General features: G+C 71.9%; 18 protein-coding genes. 10 read left to right on the top strand and 8 right to left on the bottom strand.

What is annotated here, in order from left to right; translation table 11 throughout:
• The first annotated feature begins 390 nt into the window (after window positions 1–390).
• The 5 genes from HC362_RS09215 (at window position 391) to HC362_RS09195 (ending at window position 8,084) form a co-directional block, all read left to right on the top strand.
• Window positions 391–1,422, top strand: a complete 1,032-nt coding sequence (locus HC362_RS09215) for a rod shape-determining protein (RefSeq protein ID WP_243083402.1) — start codon at window positions 391–393, stop codon at window positions 1,420–1,422.
• 74 nt (window positions 1,423–1,496) lie between these two features.
• Complete coding sequence (locus HC362_RS09210) at window positions 1,497–2,186, top strand: SDR family oxidoreductase (protein WP_243083401.1); 690 nt, start codon at window positions 1,497–1,499, stop codon at window positions 2,184–2,186.
• Window positions 2,187–2,190: 4 nt separating this feature from the next.
• On the top strand, window positions 2,191–3,237 hold the full coding sequence (locus tag HC362_RS09205; RefSeq protein ID WP_279240082.1) for a methionine synthase: 1,047 nt from the start codon (window positions 2,191–2,193) through the stop codon (window positions 3,235–3,237).
• 14 nt (window positions 3,238–3,251) lie between these two features.
• Entirely contained in the window at window positions 3,252–5,489 is a 2,238-nt protein-coding gene (ligA, locus tag HC362_RS09200) for an NAD-dependent DNA ligase LigA (protein WP_243083400.1), read from the top strand.
• A gap of 294 nt (window positions 5,490–5,783) precedes the next feature.
• Entirely contained in the window at window positions 5,784–8,084 is a 2,301-nt protein-coding gene (locus tag HC362_RS09195) for a bifunctional diguanylate cyclase/phosphodiesterase (protein ID WP_243083399.1), read from the top strand.
• Window positions 8,085–8,212: 128 nt separating this feature from the next.
• Here HC362_RS09195 and HC362_RS09190 read toward each other — a convergent pair whose 3' ends face one another.
• Genes HC362_RS09190 through HC362_RS09170 form a run of 5 tightly spaced genes read right to left on the bottom strand, consistent with a single transcriptional unit; the run spans window position 8,213 to window position 12,029 of the window.
• Complete coding sequence (locus HC362_RS09190; RefSeq protein WP_243083398.1) at window positions 8,213–9,247, bottom strand: serine hydrolase domain-containing protein; 1,035 nt, start codon at window positions 9,245–9,247, stop codon at window positions 8,213–8,215.
• On the bottom strand, window positions 9,244–10,173 hold the full coding sequence (locus HC362_RS09185) for a hypothetical protein (RefSeq protein ID WP_243083397.1): 930 nt from the start codon (window positions 10,171–10,173) through the stop codon (window positions 9,244–9,246). Before HC362_RS09185 ends, HC362_RS09190 begins: the two co-directional genes overlap by 4 nt.
• Window positions 10,170–11,138 (bottom strand): hypothetical protein, encoded by a 969-nt coding sequence (locus HC362_RS09180; RefSeq protein WP_243083396.1) that lies wholly within the window; start codon window positions 11,136–11,138, stop codon window positions 10,170–10,172. Before HC362_RS09180 ends, HC362_RS09185 begins: the two co-directional genes overlap by 4 nt.
• A complete protein-coding gene (locus HC362_RS09175; RefSeq protein ID WP_243083395.1) occupies window positions 11,135–11,839 on the bottom strand; it encodes a hypothetical protein in 705 nt (234 codons plus the stop codon). The genes HC362_RS09180 and HC362_RS09175 overlap by 4 nt, the downstream gene beginning before the upstream one ends.
• A 10-nt stretch (window positions 11,840–11,849) precedes the next feature.
• Complete coding sequence (locus tag HC362_RS09170) at window positions 11,850–12,029, bottom strand: hypothetical protein (RefSeq protein WP_243083394.1); 180 nt, start codon at window positions 12,027–12,029, stop codon at window positions 11,850–11,852.
• Window positions 12,030–12,277: 248 nt separating this feature from the next.
• Here HC362_RS09170 and gatC point away from each other — a divergent pair, with 248 nt between their 5' ends.
• From gatC to gatB, 4 genes are read left to right on the top strand one after another with little or no spacing between them, the layout of a single operon-like run.
• On the top strand, window positions 12,278–12,577 hold the full coding sequence (gatC, locus tag HC362_RS09165; RefSeq protein WP_243083393.1) for an Asp-tRNA(Asn)/Glu-tRNA(Gln) amidotransferase subunit GatC: 300 nt from the start codon (window positions 12,278–12,280) through the stop codon (window positions 12,575–12,577).
• A 5-nt stretch (window positions 12,578–12,582) separates the two neighbouring features.
• Complete coding sequence (gene gatA, locus HC362_RS09160; RefSeq protein ID WP_243083392.1) at window positions 12,583–14,079, top strand: Asp-tRNA(Asn)/Glu-tRNA(Gln) amidotransferase subunit GatA; 1,497 nt, start codon at window positions 12,583–12,585, stop codon at window positions 14,077–14,079.
• Window positions 14,076–14,321 (top strand): hypothetical protein, encoded by a 246-nt coding sequence (locus HC362_RS09155; RefSeq protein WP_209264708.1) that lies wholly within the window; start codon window positions 14,076–14,078, stop codon window positions 14,319–14,321. Before gatA ends, HC362_RS09155 begins: the two co-directional genes overlap by 4 nt.
• Before the next feature lie 31 nt (window positions 14,322–14,352).
• The gene (gatB, locus tag HC362_RS09150; protein ID WP_243083391.1) at window positions 14,353–15,861 is read left to right on the top strand and encodes an Asp-tRNA(Asn)/Glu-tRNA(Gln) amidotransferase subunit GatB; all 1,509 of its coding nucleotides are present in this window, start codon (window positions 14,353–14,355) and stop codon (window positions 15,859–15,861) included.
• A gap of 110 nt (window positions 15,862–15,971) precedes the next feature.
• On the opposite strand, the gene HC362_RS09145 is transcribed toward gatB, so the two are convergent.
• A complete protein-coding gene (locus HC362_RS09145; RefSeq protein WP_243083390.1) occupies window positions 15,972–16,937 on the bottom strand; it encodes an MBL fold metallo-hydrolase in 966 nt (321 codons plus the stop codon).
• A 93-nt stretch (window positions 16,938–17,030) separates the two neighbouring features.
• Here HC362_RS09145 and HC362_RS09140 point away from each other — a divergent pair, with 93 nt between their 5' ends.
• Complete coding sequence (locus HC362_RS09140) at window positions 17,031–17,465, top strand: DoxX family protein (RefSeq protein WP_243083389.1); 435 nt, start codon at window positions 17,031–17,033, stop codon at window positions 17,463–17,465.
• An 81-nt stretch (window positions 17,466–17,546) separates the two neighbouring features.
• Here HC362_RS09140 and HC362_RS09135 read toward each other — a convergent pair whose 3' ends face one another.
• Window positions 17,547–18,299 (bottom strand): AIM24 family protein, encoded by a 753-nt coding sequence (locus HC362_RS09135; RefSeq protein ID WP_243083388.1) that lies wholly within the window; start codon window positions 18,297–18,299, stop codon window positions 17,547–17,549.
• Window positions 18,300–18,330: 31 nt separating this feature from the next.
• Window positions 18,331–19,017, bottom strand: a complete 687-nt coding sequence (locus HC362_RS09130) for an AIM24 family protein (RefSeq protein ID WP_243083387.1) — start codon at window positions 19,015–19,017, stop codon at window positions 18,331–18,333.
• Window positions 19,018–19,028: the final 11 nt, after the last annotated feature.

Here is a 19,028-nt window from a genome sequence, read left to right as displayed (position 1 = left end):
GTGTCCGGTCTCCCGGACCTCGACGGGGTTGTCTCCGAATTCCTGAGCCGGTCGCGCGGAAATGACGAAACCTCCAGTGGTAGAGACGGTGGCCCAAGGCGCGGTCGCCGAGGACGCACCAGGCTTCGGGCTCGGTGAACCGCGCGTGGTCTCCGCTGCATAGCTATCCACCGCCCGGAGATCTATGCCACCAACTCGCCTGAGCATGCGTGCGATTGTCCGGAAAACGCGCTCCGACCAGCATCTTTGCGATTCAAGATTGTCTGCCGCACGGTGCGGCCCACCTGCCGCAGCAAACAGGACAGTTGGGTATGCTGCGGATGGCAGCACCACAATTCCGTACGACTCGTGCAACCCCGTACAACACAGCACCGAACCAGGCGAGTACACATGGCTAAGCGCACCCACTCCGCCCTCTCCGCCGCCTCCTCCCCGTTCCGCGGCCGGGACATCGGCATAGATCTCGGTACGGCCAACACGCTGGTGTACGAACGCGGCCGGGGCGTGGTCCTGGACGAACCCTCCGTCGTCGCGATCGACACGAACACCGGAAAAGTGCTCGCGGTCGGCGCCCAGGCACGGCAGGCCGTGGGCCGGACGCCGGGAACCATCACTGCCACCCGGCCTCTCAAAGGCGGCGTGATCACCGACTTCGAGGCGACGGAAGGCATGCTGCGGTATTTCATCCGCGCGGTCCGCGACGGAAAGGGTCGCGGCAGGTCGCCCCGGGTGGTGGTGTGCGTGCCCAGCGGCGTCACCGGAGTCGAACGGCGCGCCGTGGTGCAGACCGCCGGCCGGGCGGGCGCCCGCTCGGTGCGGCTGATCGAGGAACCCATAGCTGCGGCCATCGGCGCCGGACTGCCGGTGCACGAGGCGCGCGGCTCGATGGTCGTGGACATCGGCGGAGGCAGTACGGAGATCGCCGTGATCTCGCTGGGCGGCATGGTCGTATCCCGCTCCGTGCGGGTGGCGGGCGACGCGCTGGACTCGGCGATCGCCTCCTGGATCGAGCGGGAGTACACCATCGCGGTGGGCGAGCGGACCGCCGAGGAGATCAAGATGTCGCTCGGCAGCGGCGAGTTCGTCCCCGTACGCGGCCGCGACAAGCACTCCGGTATGCCCAAGGTCGTCCAGCTCTCGCCCGAGGAGATCGGCGAGGCCGTCGAACGCCCGGTGCGCTCCATCGTGGCCGCGGTGCAGGCCGCCTTCGAGGAGTGCCCGCCCGAGCTGTACGGCGACATCATGGAGCGCGGCATGGTGCTGACCGGGGGCGGCGCGCTGCTGCACGGCCTGGACGAGCGGCTGATGAAGGAGACGGGCATGCCGGTGACGATCGCCGACGAGCCCCTGGGCTGCGTGGCCCTGGGCACCGGCCGCTGCCTGGAGGAGTACGACAAGCTGGAGTCGATCTTCGCGGCGTGAGAGCGCACGCGCCCTGCCAGGGGCGCGCGGAACCACGCGAGCTGCCCAGAGCGGCTGTGCGGGATCATGGGGGCATGGCAACACACGTGATCACAGGCGCGGGCTCCGGGATCGGGGCCGAGGTGGCACGCCGTCTCCAGGAGCGCGGCGACACCCTCTACCTGCTGGCCCGGGACGCCGGCCGGGCCAAGGAGCTGGCCGGCCGGTTCGACGGCGCCCGCACGCTGGTCGGCGACCTGGCCGAACCCGAGCGGCTCTCCTGGGCCTTCGAGCACCAGACGCTCCCCGAGGACGTCGACTCGCTGCTGCACATCGCGGGCGTCGTCGAGCTGGGCGCGGTCGGGGACTGCACCCCGAAGCTGTGGCAGGCCACCCTCGCCGCCAACCTGGTGGCCCCCGCCGAGCTGACCCGGCTGCTGCTGCCGCAGCTGCGCCGCTCCCGCGGCCACGTCGTCTTCGTCAACTCGGGCGCCGGCCTGCGGGCCAACCCCGAGTGGGGCGCGTACGCGGCCAGCAAGCACGGCCTCAAGGCGCTGGCGGACGCGCTGCGCGGCGAGGAGAGCGGCAACGGCCTGCGGGTCACCTCCGTCTACCCGGGCCGTACCGCGACGCCCATGCAGGAGAAGGTGCACCGCCAGGAGGGCAAGGAGTACGACCCCGGCAGGTGGATCCCCGCCGAGGCGGTGGCGACCACCATCCTGACCGCCCTCGACCTGCCCAGGGGCGCGGAGGTCACGGACCTGAGCGTCAAGCCCGGAGGCTGAACCGGTGAGCAACGAGAACCCGCCACCCGCCTGGGGCCCGGCGGCGGCCAGCGGTATCGGCTCCATGCCGGGCACCGACGCACGCGAGGCCGCCAGGACGGTCACCGGTTCGCTGGAGGAGCCGCAGCACCTGCCGTACCTCCCCGAGCTCCCGGCGCGGGGCCCCGGCGCCGACATGCTGGGCCGCACGGCAGGGCTGCTGGCCGAGCTGTACGTCCATCTGGAGCCCAGCGGGTGGCGGATCAGCGACCGGCCGGGCCGGGACACCAGACGGGCCCGCGCCTGGCTGGGGGAAGACCTCGACGCGCTGGAGGAGTTCACCCAGGGGTACGGCCAGGGTGAGCGCCCGCGCGGCGTGAAGGTGTCGGCCGTCGGCCCCTGGTCGCTCGCCGCCGGCCTGGAGCGGCGCAACGGCGAGGCCATGCTGGGCGACCACGGCGCCGTCCGCGACCTGGCGGCCTCGCTCACCGAGGGGCTGGCCGCACACCTGGCTCAGGTGCGCCGCAGGGTGCCGGGCGCCGTCCTCGTGCTGCAGCTGGACGAGCCGTCGCTGACGGCCGTGCTGCGCGGCAGCGTGCCGACGGCCAGCGGCTACCGCACCCATCCGGCCGTGGACCGCGCGGTGGTCGAATCCACCCTCCGCGAGGTGCTCGCCGTCCACGAGGGGCCGACCGTGGTGCACTCGTGCGCTCCCGACGTGCCTCTCGGGCTGCTGCGCCGGGCCGGTGCGGACGGTATCTCCCTGGACTTCTCGCTGCTCACCGAGCGTGACGACGAGGCGATCGGTGAACTGGTCGAGGGCGGCGGGGTGCTCTTCGCCGGTGTCGTACCCGGCGCCGAGCCGGCCGGCGGGGCATTGTCAGACCCTGCCGGTAGCGTCGGGGGTGTCAGGTCGTTGTGGCGCAGGCTCGGGCTGTCTCCGGGGCTGCTGAGCGAGTCCGTGGTGGTCACCCCCACATGCGGGCTCGCGGGAGCCTCACCCGCGTACGCGCGTGCGGTGCTCGCCCACTGCGCCCGGGCGGCACGAGCACTCGCTGACAACCCTCAGTGACGGGAGGACCAACGGTGGCCGGCGAACAGGACGGAGCGGTCCCCGCTGAAACGCGGCAGGACGCAGGTGTCCCCGCGCAACAGCGGGAGGAGCACCAGCGCCTCGCGGAGCAGATCGAGGAGCACCGCTTCCGGTATTACGTCAAGGACGCTCCGGTCGTCAGCGACGCCGAGTTCGACCGGCTGCTGCGCGAGCTGGAGGCGCTGGAGGAGAAGCACCCCTCCCTGCGCACCCCCGACTCCCCGACGCAGAAGGTCGCCGGGCGCTATGAGACCGAGTTCACGGAGGTGGCGCACCGGGAGCGGATGCTCTCGCTGGACAACGCGTTCGACGACGGCGAGCTGGGCGAGTGGGCGGACCGGGTGGCACGCGAGCTGGAAGGGGTGGAGTACCACTTCCTGTGCGAGCTGAAGGTCGACGGCCTCGCGGTGAACCTCACCTACGAACACGGGCGGCTGACCCGTGCGGCGACCCGCGGCGACGGCCGCACCGGCGAGGACATCACGCCCAACATCCGCACCATCGCCGATGTCCCCGAGCGGCTGACCGGCGAGAACCTGCCCGAGCTGGTCGAGGTGCGCGGCGAGGTGTTCTTCCCGATGGAACGCTTCCAGGAGCTGAACGCCCGGCTGGTCGAGGCGGGCGAGAAACCGTTCGCCAACCCGCGCAACGCGGCGGCAGGCTCGCTGCGTCAGAAGGACCCGCGGGTGACCGCCACCCGCCCGCTGCACATGGTGGTGCACGGCGTCGGAGCCCTCCAGGGCTTCGCCAAGGAGGACTTCGAACGCCTCTCGAGCGTCTACCACCTGCTGCGCGAATGGGGCCTGCCGACCTCCGCGCACGCCAAGGTCGTGGACGGACTGGAGGGCGTACGCGAATTCATCTCCTACTACGGCGAACACCGGCATTCGGTGGAGCACGAGATCGACGGCGTCGTCGTCAAGCTGGACGAGATCCGTCTCCAGGGCCGGCTCGGCGCCACCTCCCGGGCGCCACGCTGGGCCATCGCCTGGAAGTACGCGCCGGAGGAGGTCAACACCAAGCTGGTCGACATCCGCGTCGGCGTGGGCCGCACAGGGCGGGTGACGCCGTACGCGGTGGTGGAGCCGATCACGGTGGCCGGCTCCGAGGTCGAGTTCGCCACCCTGCACAACCAGGACGTCGTCAAGGCCAAGGGTGTCCTCATCGGGGACACGGTCGTACTGCGCAAGGCGGGCGACGTCATCCCCGAGATCCTGGGCCCGGTCGCCGATCTGCGGGACGGCAGCGAGCGGGAGTTCGTGATGCCGGCCGAGTGTCCCGAGTGCGGATCGCCGCTGCAGCCCATGAAGGAGGGCGATGTCGACCTGCGCTGCCCCAACGCCCGCTCCTGCCCGGCCCAGTTGCGCGAGCGGCTGTTCTACCTGGCGGGCCGCAAGGCGCTGGACATCGAGCACTTCGGCTATGTCGTCGCCAGCGCGCTGACCCAGCCGCTGGAGCCCGCCGAGCCGCCGCTGCGCGACGAGGGCGGGCTGTTCGACCTGACCGTCGAGGACCTGCTGCCCATCGTGGCGTATGTCGTCGACCCGGACAGCGGGCTGCCCAAGCGCGACCCCAAGACCGGCGAGGAGAAGACCGTCACCCTCTTCGCCAACCAGAAGGGCGAGCCCCGCAAGAACACCCTGGCGATGCTGGAGAACATCAAGGCCGCCAAGGAGCGTCCGCTCGCCCGGATCATCACCGGGCTGTCCATCCGGCACGTCGGGCCGGTCGCAGCCGAGGCGCTGGCCCGCGAGTTCCGCTCCCTGGACCGGATCGCAGCCGCCGAGGAGGAGGAACTGGCCGCCACCGAGGGCGTGGGGCCGACCATCGCCGCCTCGCTCAAGGCGTGGTTCGCCGAGGACTGGCACCGCGAGATCGTCGAGCGGTGGGCAGCCGCCGGAGTCCGGATGGAGGAGGAGGCCACCGGCGAGGAGGGGCCGCGCCCGCTGGAGGGGCTGACCACGGTCGTCACCGGCACCCTCGCCTCCTACACCCGGGACGGCGCCAAGGCCGCGCTCCAGGAGCGCGGCGCCAAGGTCACCGGATCGGTGTCGAAGAAGACCGACTTCGTCATCGTGGGGGAGAACCCTGGCTCGAAATACGACAAGGCGGTGCAGGCGAAGGTGCCGATTCTGGACGACGACGGATTCGCCGTGCTGTTGGCCGAGGGGCCACAAGCCGCCCGCGAGGCGGCGCTGGTCACTGGGGAAGAGGAGGAAGCGGACGCCTGACGGCGGAGGGTGCCACCAGGGGTGAGTCCGGGGCGCTCCCCAACGCCCCTACCGCACCCCGCCGTTCACGCACAGGCCACATCCAGCCACCCGCGCCCCGCCCCTCACGGGTACGGCCCCGGGCCGCTCAGCACCAGCGGCCGTACGACGCACCGGAGTTGGGCACGATCGGCGTAGACGCATTCAGGGCAACAGCGGCCGATCGCTGCCCCTCTCCCCAGGCAGCGGCCTACTGTTGACATAGACGCCTGTCGTGGCGAGGGGCAGGCGTGGACGGCTGCGAGAGGGACCAGGATGCTGGATTTCTCCGGGGGATCCAGGCCCCCGTTCTCCCGCCTGCCCTCGGACGGCACCCGGGGCGTGGCGGGACGAGACGCCGGGGCGGGCAGGTCCGGGGGCAGGACGGCGAGCGGCAGGACGGCGAGCGGCAGGACGGCGAGCGGCAGGACGGGGGCGCGCGGCGACGCGGCCACCGGCGGACGACCGGACGGCGGAGGTTCTCCGTCGAGCGGCACGGCGGGCGGCACGTCGGGCGGCGGCGAGGAAGCGTGGCTCGCACGGCTGGTCGCGCTGCGCCCGCCGCTGCTGCCCGTGCTGGCCGTGGCCGCCGCTGCGCTGGCGCTGGCCGCCGGTACGGCGCGGGTGCTGTGGCGGGGCCACGCGCTCTTCCCCGACGGCGCGGCCGGCTGGTCGTTCGCGCTGCTGACCGGCTGTGTGGTGGCGCATCTGGTCACCATGAGCCGGGACCGCTGGTGGGGCGGTACGGGCTCGGGGCCCGCGCTGACGCTGGCGATCCTGCTGCTGCACGGCTGGGTGCCGGCGCTGCTCGTCAGCCTCGCCGTCGTCGTCCTGGTCGGTGCGGCGCGTCGGACCAGGTGGCGGCAGGCCCTTGTGCACGGGGCCATCGACATCCTGGGCATCGGCGCCGCCGGCCTCGTCCTCACGCTGTGCGGCCTGCACCCCTCGGTGGAGCATCCCTGGCGGCCCGACACCTGGTCGGCGACGGCAGTTGCCGTGATCCCGCTGGTCGCCGGCGTCTATCTGCTGGTGACCAGGGCCTTGCAGTGGTTCTGCTTCGCGCCGCGCACCCGCGGGCTGCCCTCGGCGCTGCGCACCGCGCTGGTACGGCAGGGCCTGGTGGCCGTCGCGCTGCTGGGCATCGCGCCGCTCATCGTCGTCGTCGCCGTCCACAAGCCGCCGCTGCTCCCGCTGTTCGCCGTTCCGCTGATCGCGCTCGACTCCACGCTGCGCATCGCCCGCGCCCGCGCCGAGGAGCAGCTCCGCGACCCGCTGACCGGGCTGCCCAACCGGCTGTGGCTGCTGGAGCGGGCCTGGGCCGCGCTGGACGAGGCCGAACGTACCTCGGCGCGCTCCGCGCTGGTCCTCATCGACCTCGACCGCTTCCGCTCCGTCAACGACACGCTCGGCCATCTGGCCGGCGACCGGCTGCTGTTGCAGATCGCCGAACGGCTGCGCGCCGCGCTGCCCCGCGGTGCCGAGGCGGCCCGGCTCGGTGGGGACGAGTTCGCCGTGCTGCTGCCCGTCGCCGACTCCACCACCAGCGCCCAGCGCATCGCCCGCAGCCTGGTCTCGGCGCTCAGCTCCCCCCTCGACCTGGACGGGCTGACGCTGGTGCTGGAGGCCAGCGCCGGGGTCGCCGTCTACCCGGAGCACGCCACCGAGGCCGAGGGGCTGCTGCGCCGCGCCGATGTGGCGATGTACGAGGCCAAGCGCGACCGCACCGCCGTCGAGGTCTACGAGGCCACCCGCGACGGCAACACCCCCGACCGGCTGGGCCTGCTGGCCGACCTGCGCCGGGCGCTGGACGCGGGCGAGGTCGAGCTGCACTACCAGCCGAAGGTCGGCTTCGACGGCACCGTCTCCGGCCTCGAAGCACTGGTGCGCTGGGCCCACCCCGAGCGCGGCCGGGTCCCTCCGGACGAGTTTATCGCCATCGCCGAGACCTCCGGGCTGATGCCGAGGCTGACGGAGTACGTACTGGAGACGGCCCTCGCCCAGGTGGCGCGGTGGCGCGCGGGCGGGCTGACGGTGCCGGTCGCGGTCAACGTCTCACCGCGCGACGTCCACTCGCCGGGCTTCGCGGGCGCCGTCGCGGCACGGCTCGCCCGGCACGGGGTACCGCCCGGCGCGCTCCAGTTGGAGATCACCGAGCATGTGCTGCTGGAGGACCCGCAGCAGGCGGCCGACACCCTGGCCGGACTGACCGGACACGGCGTCAAGATGTCGCTGGACGACTTCGGTACGGGCTACTCCTCGCTGGTCCATCTGCGGCGGCTGCCGGTGAGCGAGCTGAAGATCGACCGGTCGTTCGTGGCACGGCTGGCGGTGGACACCGAGGACGCGGAGATCGTGCGCTGCACCGTCGATCTGGCGCACTCGCTGGGGCTCCTGGTGGTCGCCGAGGGCGTCGAGGACGACGAGACGTGGGAGCGGCTGCGGGATCTGGGCTGCGATGCGGTGCAGGGGTGGCTGGTGGCCGCGGCGATGCCCCCCGGGGAGACCACCGCGTGGTTGCGGGCCCGCGAGGTGCCGGCGGCGCGGACGTTGCCGTCCCCGCCTGCGCGGACTCCCTGACGGCGCCGGAGGGGGCGCCCCGAAGGGGCGCGGGGAACTGCGCGCCCGGCCACGACGCTACCGACGGACTGCGGACGGCGGACGGCGGGCAGGGGCAGCCCCTCACCAGGACAGGAGAGGGGCTCCGCTCAACGGCCCTCCCCGGCGAGCGCGTACAGCAACTCGTAAGCGGTCGGCACCAATCGGCAGGCCCGGCCGCGGCGCGTGGCCACCGCCGCGAGCCCCGTACCGGACGCGGGGTGGTAGCCGCAGAACGCCTGCTGGCCGAAGGTGGCGCCGGCGTGGAAGAGCAGCGGGCCGCCCGGCGCCGGGTGCTGGAACCAGGCGAGGGTGTGGGTCTCGCCGCGCCGGCCGCCCCGGCGCAACTGCGGCACCTGCACTTCCTTCAGGGGCCCGCTCAGCGGCGTACCGGCCGGGTTCAGATGGGCCTCCAGAAAGCCGAGCAGGTCGTCGGGGGTGGCCCGGACAGCGCCTGCCGCGGTGAACGCACCCATGTCCGTGGCGGGGACGGGGGAGTGGCCGTCCGCCCGGTATCCGACGGCGTCAGCCCCTTCGGGCCCGGGCCGCAGCGTGGTGCCGGTCAGCCCCAGTGGCCGCAGCACTCGGGTGCCCAGCAGCGCCGGGTACGCCACCCCGGCAGCACGGGCCAGTGCCGGGCCCAGCAGCGAGACGCCGAAGTTCGAGTAGATCCAGCGTCTGCCCGCCGGATACCGGGGCCGGGTGGCGGCGAACGCGTCCAGCAGCCGTTCGGTGTCGTAGCGGGCGTAACCGCTCTCGTAGGGGCGCAGCAGCGCGCCGGGCATCAGCCGGTACGGGATGCGGGGCAGTCCGGAGGTGTGGGTGGCCAGGTGGCGCAGTGCGATGTCGCGGGAGGCCCGGTGCGGCAGCCGCAGGCTGGACGGCAGATGGGCGGCCAGCCGGTCGTCCTGGCCGAGCAGCCCCTCGGCGGCCAGTGTGGCGAGGAGCAGCACGGCGTACGTCTTGGACACCGAGCCCAGCTCGTAGCGCAACGCCTCGCGCGGGGTGGTGGACTCGGCGACGCGCCCCCCGGTCACCACGGTGCGCTTCCCGCGCCGGGTCACGCCCAGCACCACGTCCGGCGCGTCGATACGGGCCACCGCGCGGGCGAGCCGGTCCTTGAGCGCGGCTCCTGCACGGTTCATGTGCCACCCGCCGACAGCGACCGGGAGGTGGCCATCGCGGAGGCGAACGCGGCGACCAGTGTGGGGTGGTGCACGATGTCGAACACGTCGGACGGGTCGCCCTCCGGCATCGGTCCGCACACCGGCATCGCCCCCGTCTCGGACTGCGCCGTCGCGTACTGCTCCCACAGCTGCCCGTCCAGCGCCGGGCGGGGCAGGCAGGCGTCGACGATGAGGAGTTCGCCGAGCAGGTCCCAGTGCTGGAGCTCGGCCCAGTCCGCTGCCCAGGCGGGCAGATACAGCTCCAGGTAGTCGGCGAGCTGGGGCGGCAGCCGGTCGGGGTCCTCGCCCCAGTTGGTGAGGTGGAAGACGGTGTGGGTGATGTCGTAGGCGATGTGCAGATGGACCGTCCAGGGCTCGGGGCGCCGGCCGAGCCAGGTGGCAGCGGTGGCCTCGGCGAAGTCGCCGCTCGGTGTCAGCCCCATTCTGCGCTCGGCGTTGAGGACGCCCAGCCGGCGGCTCGGGGGCATTTCCAGCGCGCGCCAGGTGGCAGTGCGCCGGGGGATGTCCAGTGCGGCTTCGAGACCGGGGTGCCGGTAGCCCAGTTCGTGGAAGACCGCGTAGATCTCCAGGGACACAGGGGAGAAGGGCTCGTTGTGCTGGTGTGCGGCCAGCACGTTGCCGCCGTCCAGCAACTCCCGCCAGGCGAAGTCCAGCAGCGCTCCGGCCCGTGCCCCCTGGCGGCTGCCGGCCACGCCCTCCCGGAAGAGCATCCGCATGTTGATGGCCAGCTCGCCGATCGGCTTGAGGCGTTCCACCAGCGCGTCGCCGCGCGCCAGGTCGGCCTCGGTCAGCCTGAAGTAGTCGCGGTGGGCGTCGAGCCAGGTCAGCGCGCGGTCGCCGACGGCGTGCAGCAGCGCGGGGGGAGCGGTGGTGAGCACGGTCATCCGAGGGCCTCGCTCTCCGGGATCGGGGCCGCGGTCCTGGCCAGGGTCGCGGCGTAGGCCAGTACGAGGGTGGAGTGGTAGCAGGCGAAGAAGGCGTCGACCGCGGAGGCGCCGGGCGGGGGCGCGGCACCCTGTTCGGGGAGGGCGCCGTCGGCAGCTCTGGCGTCGGCCAGCCGCTGCCAGGCCACCGCGTCGAACGGCGCGCCGGGCAGACATGCGGTCACGGCCAGCAACTCGCCCACCAGATCCCACAGCTGCTCCTCCAGCCAGCTCTCGATCCAGGCGGGCAGCCACAGCCGCAGGTAGTCCGCCGCCGCGCCGGTGAGCCGGGCCCGGTCGCGGCCCCAGTCGGTGAGGTGGAAGACGTCGTGGGTGAGGCCGTAGGCCGTTCTGCACTCCAGCAGCCAGGGCTCCGGCAGCCGGCCCAGCCCGGTGTGGGCCAGCACGGCGCCGAAGTCCGCGTGGCGCGGCAGCCCGATCCGTTCCTCGGCGTTGAGTACGGCCAGTGTCCTGGTGTGGTCCTCGCGCGCCACCCGCCAGCCGCGCAGCGCGGTGGTGGTCCGCATCAGTTCGTCGACGGCGGCGTTGCGGAGCCCCGCCCTGGCGAAGACGCCGTACAGCTCCACCGGGTAGGTGGCCTGCGGCTCTCCCCGGACGAGTTCGGCGAACAGGTCGCCCTCGCGGGTCTCCTGCCAGGCGTGCGAGAACAGCCGCTCCGCCTGGCCGCGTACGGCGGTCAGCGGGTGGCAGGCCGCGATCAGCGCCGTCAGCTCGGCGAGCTCGCAGAGCGGTTTGAGGGTCACGTTCGGGTCGGCGGTGGTGGTGACGTCCGCGGGCAGCCGGAAGCGGTCGCGGTTGCGCTCCGTCCAGCCCAGGCTCTCGCTCACCAGGGCGTCGAGGAGCTCCGCGTCCGCGCTCCCGTCCTGCGGAGGGTGTGCGGGGGCCGCCCTGCGGGTGGCGGTCACCGGGCCCGTCCGAAGAAGATCTGCGCCGCGGTGACATGGACTGCGACCCTGGGGTCGTCGCTCATCTGCCGTACGAAGCGCAGCCCGTCGTCCAGGCCGAGGGTGGCCGGGGTCTGCGGCATCCTCGCCAGCCACCGGCCAAGACCGGCCGACTGCAGCCAGTCGCGGCGGCGGACGGCGCGGACGAAGCCGCGGGCCAGGTCCTCGGTGCGGTCGGTGAGCCGGTCGGTGAGGCCGAGCGCGAGTCCGGGCAGCGCCAGCGACGCCAGCTGGGACACCCGGTGGGACAGCCGGGGCCAGGGGTCGGACGCGAGCCAGTCGGCCTCCGGCTCGGGCGGGTCCGGCAGGCTCGTGGCGTGTCCTGCCAGGAACGCGCGGGACGCCTCGACCAGCCCGCGGTAGCTCCACACCGAGACGGCGGAGGTCTCACCGGTGGGAGGGAAAGCGGTGAGCGCGCTTTGCACCATTGCCGCGTCCGCACTGCCCGCACCGTCGGCGCCGGGGTGACCGTCCAGCGCGTACGGGGCGAGAGCGTCGGCGCCCAGCACCCGGACAGCTGCGGGGGAGAGCGTGTCGTCCTGCCGCAGGGTCCTGGAGAGCGCATAGGGATCGCCCTCGCCGCGGAGGGCAAGGGCGATCTCGGATGCGGCATCAGCGATCACCGCGCTCAAGGCGGCTGCTCCCTGTGCCTGTTCCGTCAAGACGGCCCCCTTACTTGGTGTCCGTCTTGGGACGGGGGGTCGGCGGAGAGACGAGCAGCAGAGCCGCCAGCAGCACCGCGCCCGCGCACTCCCGGGAGTCGCGGAAGACACCGTCCGGTTCGGGGGCGTTCATCAGGCCCTCGACCTCGGCGGCCAGTGCGGTGGTCTCGGTCGGAGCAGTGCGGTCCATAGGCATAAGATCACTCCTTTTCCTTTGGGGACAGCAGCCTCCATCGTGACGTCACTCTCAAATGCCCGCAATTCGGGTAAATCGGGCAGAACTGTATCCCGTCTGACCAGGGACGATGCGGCTGCCCCCGGTGCAGTCGGCGGTGTACGCCCGGTCGGGCCCGCGGGAGCGAAAGCCGTTCCCGGGCAGTCGGGGGCGACCCATAGGATTGGGGCGGACCATCCGACACTCACCCAGAGGACCGCTGCATGCCTGGCATCTCGCGCGAGGAGGTCGCCCACCTCGCGAAGCTGGCGCGCCTGGAGCTGAAGGACGAAGAGCTCGACCACTTCGCCGGACAGCTCGACGACATCATCGGCGCGGTAGCCGCCGTCTCCGAGGTCGCCGACGACGCTTCCGTACCGCCGACCTCCCACCCGCTCCCGCTCACCAATGTCATGCGACCGGACGAGGTCCGTGCGTCGCTGACCCCGCAGCAGGCGCTCTCCGGCGCCCCGGCGCAGGAGCAGCAGCGTTTCAAGGTGCCGCAGATCCTGGGGGAGGAGTGACGGCGATGGCCGGGGAACTGATCAAGCTGACCGCCGCCGAGCTGGCGGCGAGGATCGCGAGCGGTGAGGTCACCGCCGTCGAGGCCACCGAGGCCCACCTGGCCCGGATCGGGGCCGTGGACGAGAAGATCAACGCCTTCCTCCACGTGGACCGCGAGGGCGCACTCGCCCAGGCCCGCGAGGTCGACGCCAAGCGCGAGCGCGGCGAGAAGCTGGGCCCGCTGGCGGGTGTGCCGCTGGCACTCAAGGACCTGTTCACCACCGAGGGCGTGCCCACCACCGCGGGCTCCAAGATCCTGGAGGGCTGGATTCCGCCGTACGACGCGACGGTCACCAAGCGCCTCAAGGACGCCGACGTCGTGATCCTCGGCAAGACCAACATGGACGAGTTCGCCATGGGGTCCTCCACCGAGAACAGCGCGTACGGGCCGACGGCCAACCCCTGGGACCTCACCCGTATCCCGGGCGGCTCCGGCGGCGGCTCCGCCGCCTCGCTCGCCGCGCACATGGCGCCGCTGGCGATCGGTACGGACACCGGCGGCTCGATCCGCCAGCCCGCCGCGGTCACCGGCACGGTCGGCGTGAAGCCGACCTACGGCGGCGTCTCCCGCTACGGCATGATCGCCTTCTCCTCCTCCCTGGACCAGGGCGGGCCGTGCGCCCGTACGGTGCTGGACGCGGCGCTGCTGCACAGCGTCATCGCCGGCCACGACGAGAAGGACTCGACCTCCATCGCGCAGCCGGTCCCCGACATCGTCGAGGCGGCCCGCAACGGCTCCGCGCAGGGCATGCGCGTCGGCGTCGTCAAGGAGTTCCGCGGCGAGGGCTACCAGGCCGGGGTGATGCAGCGGTTCGACGAGTCGGTGGAGCTGCTGCGCGAGCTGGGCGCCGAGATCGTGGAGCTGTCCTGCCCCTCGTTCACCAAGGCGCTGGCCGCCTACTACCTGATCGCCCCCTCCGAGTGCTCGTCCAACCTGGCCCGGTTCGACGCCATGCGCTACGGGCTGCGCAGCGGTGACGACGGCAGCCACTCGGCCGAGGAGGTCACGGCGCTCACCCGCGAGGAGGGCTTCGGGCCCGAGGTCAAGCGCCGCATCATGCTGGGCACCTACGCGCTCAGCTCGGGCTACTACGACGCCTACTACGGCTCGGCGCAGAAGGTCCGCACGCTGATCACCCGGGACTTCGAGAAGGCGTTCGAACAGGTGGATGTCGTCGTCTCGCCGACCACGCCCACCACCGCGTTCCCCCTCGGGGAGCGTGTCGACGACCCGATGGCGATGTACCTCGCCGACCTGTGCACCATCCCGTCCAACCTGGCGGGCAACTCCGCCATGTCCATTCCCTGCGGGCTCGCGCCCGAGGACGGGCTCCCGGTGGGGCTGCAGATCATCGCTCCCGCCATGGCCGAAGACAGGCTCTACCGTGTCGGTGCGGCCGTGGAGGCCGCCTTCCAGGCACGTTGGGGTCACCCGCTGCTAGAGGAGGCACCGTCGCTGTGAGTTCGAAGCTGCAGAAGGCCAAGGGGTTCAAGAAGTCCAGGGCCGGGCTCTACTTCTCGATCGCCGGTTCGCTCATCAGTGTCCCCGGCACCGTCAAGCGTGCCAAGGAGGCCAGGAAGGAAGGGGACACGCTCCAGCTGATCGATGTGGCGGTCTCCGCCGCCGGCATCCTCACGGGCGTGGTCCTGCTCGTGCGCGAGCTGCGGCGCCTGGACGGCGACGACATCCTCGCCGACGACTGACCGGCCGCAGGGGTAGAAAGGTAAGTTTTCCGTGACCGTCACCGAACTGGTGTCGTACGACGAGGCGCTGGCCTCCTACGACCCCGTGATGGGCCTCGAGGTCCACGTCGAGCTCGGCACCAGGACCAAGATGTTCTGCGGCTGCTCGACCGAGCTGGGCGCCGAGCCCAACAGCCAGGTCTGCCCGACCTGCCTGGGCCTGCCCGGCGCGCTGCCCGTCGTCAACAAGGTGGGCGTGGAGTCCGCCATCCGTATCGGCCTCGCGCTGAACTGCCAGATCGCCGACTGGTGCCGCTTCGCCCGGAAGAACTACTTCTATCCGGACATGCCGAAGAACTTCCAGACCTCCCAGTACGACGAACCGATCGCCTTCGACGGCTATCTGGACGTCCAGCTGGAGGACGGCGAGGTCTTCCGCGTGGAGATCGAGCGCGCCCATATGGAGGAGGACACCGGCAAGTCCACCCACGTGGGCGGGGCGACCGGCCGCATCCACGGCGCCTCGCACTCGCTGCTGGACTACAACCGCGCCGGCATCCCGCTCATCGAGATCGTCACCAAGCCCATCGTGGGCGCGGGCGAGCGGGCCCCCGAGGTCGCCAAGGCGTACGTCGCCGAGCTGCGCGAGCTCATCAAGGCGCTCGGCGTCTCCGAGGCCCGCATGGAGATGGGCCAGATGCGCTGCGACGTCAACCTCTCGCTGCGCCCCAAGGGCACCGAGAAGTTCGGCACCCGCAGTGAGACCAAGAACGTCAACTCGCTGCGCAGCGTCGAGCGTGCGGCGCGGTTCGAGATCCAGCGGCACGCCGCCGTGCTCTCGTCCGGCGGCACGATCATTCAGGAGACCCGGCACTTCCACGAGGACGACGGCTCCACCACCTCGGGCCGGGTCAAGGAGGAGGCGGAGGACTACCGCTACTTCCCCGAGCCCGACCTGGTGCCCGTCGCACCCTCCCGCGAGTGGGTCGAGGAGCTGCGCGGCACGCTCCCTGAGCTGCCCCGGCTGCGGCGCAAGCGGCTCCAGGAGGAGTGGGGCATCTCCGACCACGAGATGCAGTCGGTGCTCAACGCGGGCGCCGTCGACCCGATCGTCGCCACCGTGGACGCGGGCGCCCCGGCCGACCAGGCCCGCAAGTGGTGGATGGGCGAGTTGGCCCGGCGCGCCAACGAGGACGGCGTCGAGCTGACCGCGCTGCCCATCACCCCCGAGCAGATCGCCCGGATCTGCGCGCTGGTCGCCGAGGGCTCGCTCAACGACAAGCTCGCCCGGCAGACCATCGAGGGCGTGCTGGCCGGTGAGGGCGGCCCGGACGAGGTCGTCGAGAAGCGCGGCCTGAAGATCGTCTCCGACGAGGGTGCCCTGGGCACAGCCGTGGACGAGGCCATCGCCGGCAACCCGGACATCGCCGAGAAGGTGCGCGGCGGCAAGGTCCAGGCGGCCGGAGCGCTGGTCGGCGCCGTCATGAAGGCCACCAGGGGCCAGGCGGACGCGGCCCGCGCCCGCCAGATGATCCTGGAGAAGCTGGGCGTGGAGGGCTGACGACGCTCTTGTGACGCTGCCTTCGTGAGACGGCCGCCGAGGGGCGGGGCACCAGGGATGGGTGTCCCGCCCCTTGTCGAGTTTCGTCACCGGTCCGGCCGGTTACGAAATCACCTGTCCGCGGCGAACGCCACCATCGCGGGCAGCACGGCGGCTATCGGCTCAGGATCCGCACCGTCCAGATGGCGGTACTCGGTCCCGATGGTCACCACCAGCCGCTCGGGCAGCCCGAGTTCGGGCCAACGGCCCTCCCCGACCATCGCCTGGGCGGCCTCGACGGCGGACATCCCGCGCGCGTGCAGGGCGTGCGCCCGCTCTCGCACCTGTCCGAGGTAGTCGATGTGGGAGCGCAGCCCGGCCCGGTCGAGCACCGGCCCATGCCCCGGAACGATGGTCTCGGCGCCGCTCTCCAGTACCGCCTCGCACGCCCCGATGACGTTCGCCAGCGGCCCCGCCCAGTGCACCGCGTGGTCGCCGGGCTCCTCGGGTGTCGAGGCGAAGACGATGTCCCCGGTGAACACGGTGCCGTGATCGGGCAGATGAACGACCAGATCCCCGGTGGTGTGCGCGGACGGCAGGCTGGTCAGCACGACGGGGTGACCTCCGACGGTCAGCTCCAGCTCCCCCTCGAACACGGTCGTCGGCGCGACGACCTGGGTCCGGGACCAGTCGAAGTGCCCGAAGTGCGTGGCGAGATACCTGCCGACCGGCGACTCGGCACCCGCCCCCTCGATCATCTCCCGCAACTGCTGCGGACTCGGCTCGATCTCGATGTGGTGCCGCGCCTCCCGGGTGGCGATGACCTCGGCCCCGGGCACGACATCGGCACCCCATAGATGATCGCCATTGGCGTGTGTGACGACGATCCGCGCTATCTCACCGCCGCCCAGCACTTCCCTGGACGCCGCGAGGAACGCCTCGGCCAGCGGCCGGTCGTACGGCGTATCGATCCACAGCCCCTCTCCGTCGTCCCCCACCAGCACCCCGCAGTTGGCCAGCCCCCAGCCCCGCCGCGGCGGCTTCCAGAGATGGAGACCGTCACCGAGCGCGCGCAGGGAGGAAGGAGAGAGAGCCATACGTCCGATTATCCCGCCGCACCGATGAGTTCCGGCACCGAGCCCGGTCTGTCCTTGCAAGAGCCGTACCGCACCCCCTTGAAGGAGACCGCGATGTCCGAGACCTACGCCGCCGCGCCCGCCGCCACCGTTTCAGAGGGCGTCCGCAGCCGGCGCAGCGAGATCACGGTGAAGGTCCTCACCGTCCTGCTCGCCCTGTTCCTCGGCCTGGCCAGCGGCCTGCCCAAGCTGTTCCGGGCCGAAGCCGCCACCGAGGCGTTCGACAAGATCGGCTGGGGCGACTGGTTCATGTACGCCGTCGGCTCGCTGGAGGTGCTGGGCGCCGTCGCTCTGCTGATCCCGATCCTCTCCGGGGCCGCCGCGCTGGCCTTCATCGGACTGATGGCCGGCGCCACCGTCTTCAACCTGACGGTGCTCGACGCGCCCGAGGCCGTGATCACGACGACCCTGCTGGCCGCCGTGCTCGCCTACATCGCCCGCTCCCGCCGCGCCCACACCGCCCAACTGCTCCGCCGTCTCCGCCCGTGACTCCGTCCGGCCCTACCTGATGTGACCGACAAACCGTGCCCACGCCTCGTATCCGAACACGAGCGTGGGCCGGTCCGATCCTCAGTTGCTGAAGATGTTGCCCTGGTTGTGGCCGCGGGCGCCCTGCGCGCCCATGCCGTACTGGGCGGCCAGGCCGCCGCCGATCTGCGCGTTCTGCGGGGGCAGCAGCTCGCTCGGCTGGACGAGGGCGTAACCCTGGCCCATGAAGGAGAGCTCCCAGCCCTCGCCGGTGTTGCCGCGGCGGCGCCAGACCCCTTGGGAGGAGGTCTGGGCCTGCATCTGGACGCGCAGCCCGCTGGACCAGGCGACCACCGCGTCGGAGTCGGCGTTGACGTAGGTGTCCGGGGTGACGTTCAGCAGCAGCGGCTGGCCCGAGGTCATCAGCGCGACCTTGCCCTGGCCGGTGATGTTGAGGTTGTAGGCACCGGTGCCGGAGATGCCGAACTGGCTGTCCACGGAGATGACCTCGTGGTGGAGGGTGGAGTCCAGGGCCAGGACGTAGGAGGCGTCAACCGTCAGACCGTCCCGGTCGACGTCCACCACGTGCACGTACTGCGCCAGGTTGGCGAGGAAGACCGTCCCCTGGCCGGAGCAGCGCATCAGGGGCAGCTGCTCGCGGGCGGGACCGCGGCGCCCGCCACGCGGCTGGTACTCGGCGTCGAACTCCAGCAGCCCCTGGTAGGCGACCATGGCGCCCTTGCGGGCGAGCACGTCGTCGTGGCCGGTCAACTGCACCCGCAGCAGCTGCGGGTTCTGCATCGCGTAGCGGTCCTGGGTCTGGACCTCGGCGTATCCGAAGAGCGAACTCTGCACGGCTGTTCTCCCTATTCCCCGTCGGCTTCCGTCAGCCCCGGACCCGGATGCGGTCCGTGCTGTCCTCGCTCGGCTGGACGACCACGAAGCCCTGTCCGGAGAAGGCGATCTGATACGCCTCGCCGCTGCCCCGGCCGATGAGCGCTCCGGCCTTCATGCTGCGCTTGCCCTTCATCTTCAGGCCGCTGGACCAGGCCACCAGTGCGTCCGGGTCCACATACGTCTCGTCCTCGCCGCGGCCGCAGTCGACGACCACCGGCGTGCCGCGCGAGGTCAGCGCGACCCAGCCGGTGCCGTGGATGCCGACATTGAACAGCCCCTGGCCCGCGAACTTGGCGAGCCCCTTGACCCGCTCGACACCCCACCGCAGGTGGGCGTCGAAGGCGAGCAGATTGGTGCCGTTGACCGACAGCGACTCCTCGTTGAGGTTGACGCACACCACGTCGGCGCCGTAGTCGGCCAGGTAGAGCAGGCCGTCGCCGCGGCAGAGCATCAGCGGGTTCTGCTCGCCGGTCAGCCACTGGGAGGCCATCTGCCGCACGGCCGGAGGATTGGCCTCGTACTGCACGAAGCCCTCGTACGCGACCATCGAGCCGGGCCGCGCGAACAGGTCCTGGCCCGACTGCATGGCCACCTTGACCATGTGGGACCCGTGGTTCTGCATCCGTGCTGCCACGGGGGCGGGCGCATAGCCCGCGAGCGGTGCTGGCTGGTTCATGACGGGCTCCC

It is taken from the genome of Streptomyces sp. 891-h, from assembly GCF_022760275.1.
Taxonomy (GTDB): domain Bacteria; phylum Actinomycetota; class Actinomycetes; order Streptomycetales; family Streptomycetaceae; genus Streptomyces; species Streptomyces spirodelae.
Note: the sequence above shows the minus strand (reverse complement) of the source record. Positions and strands in the feature narration are given on the sequence as shown.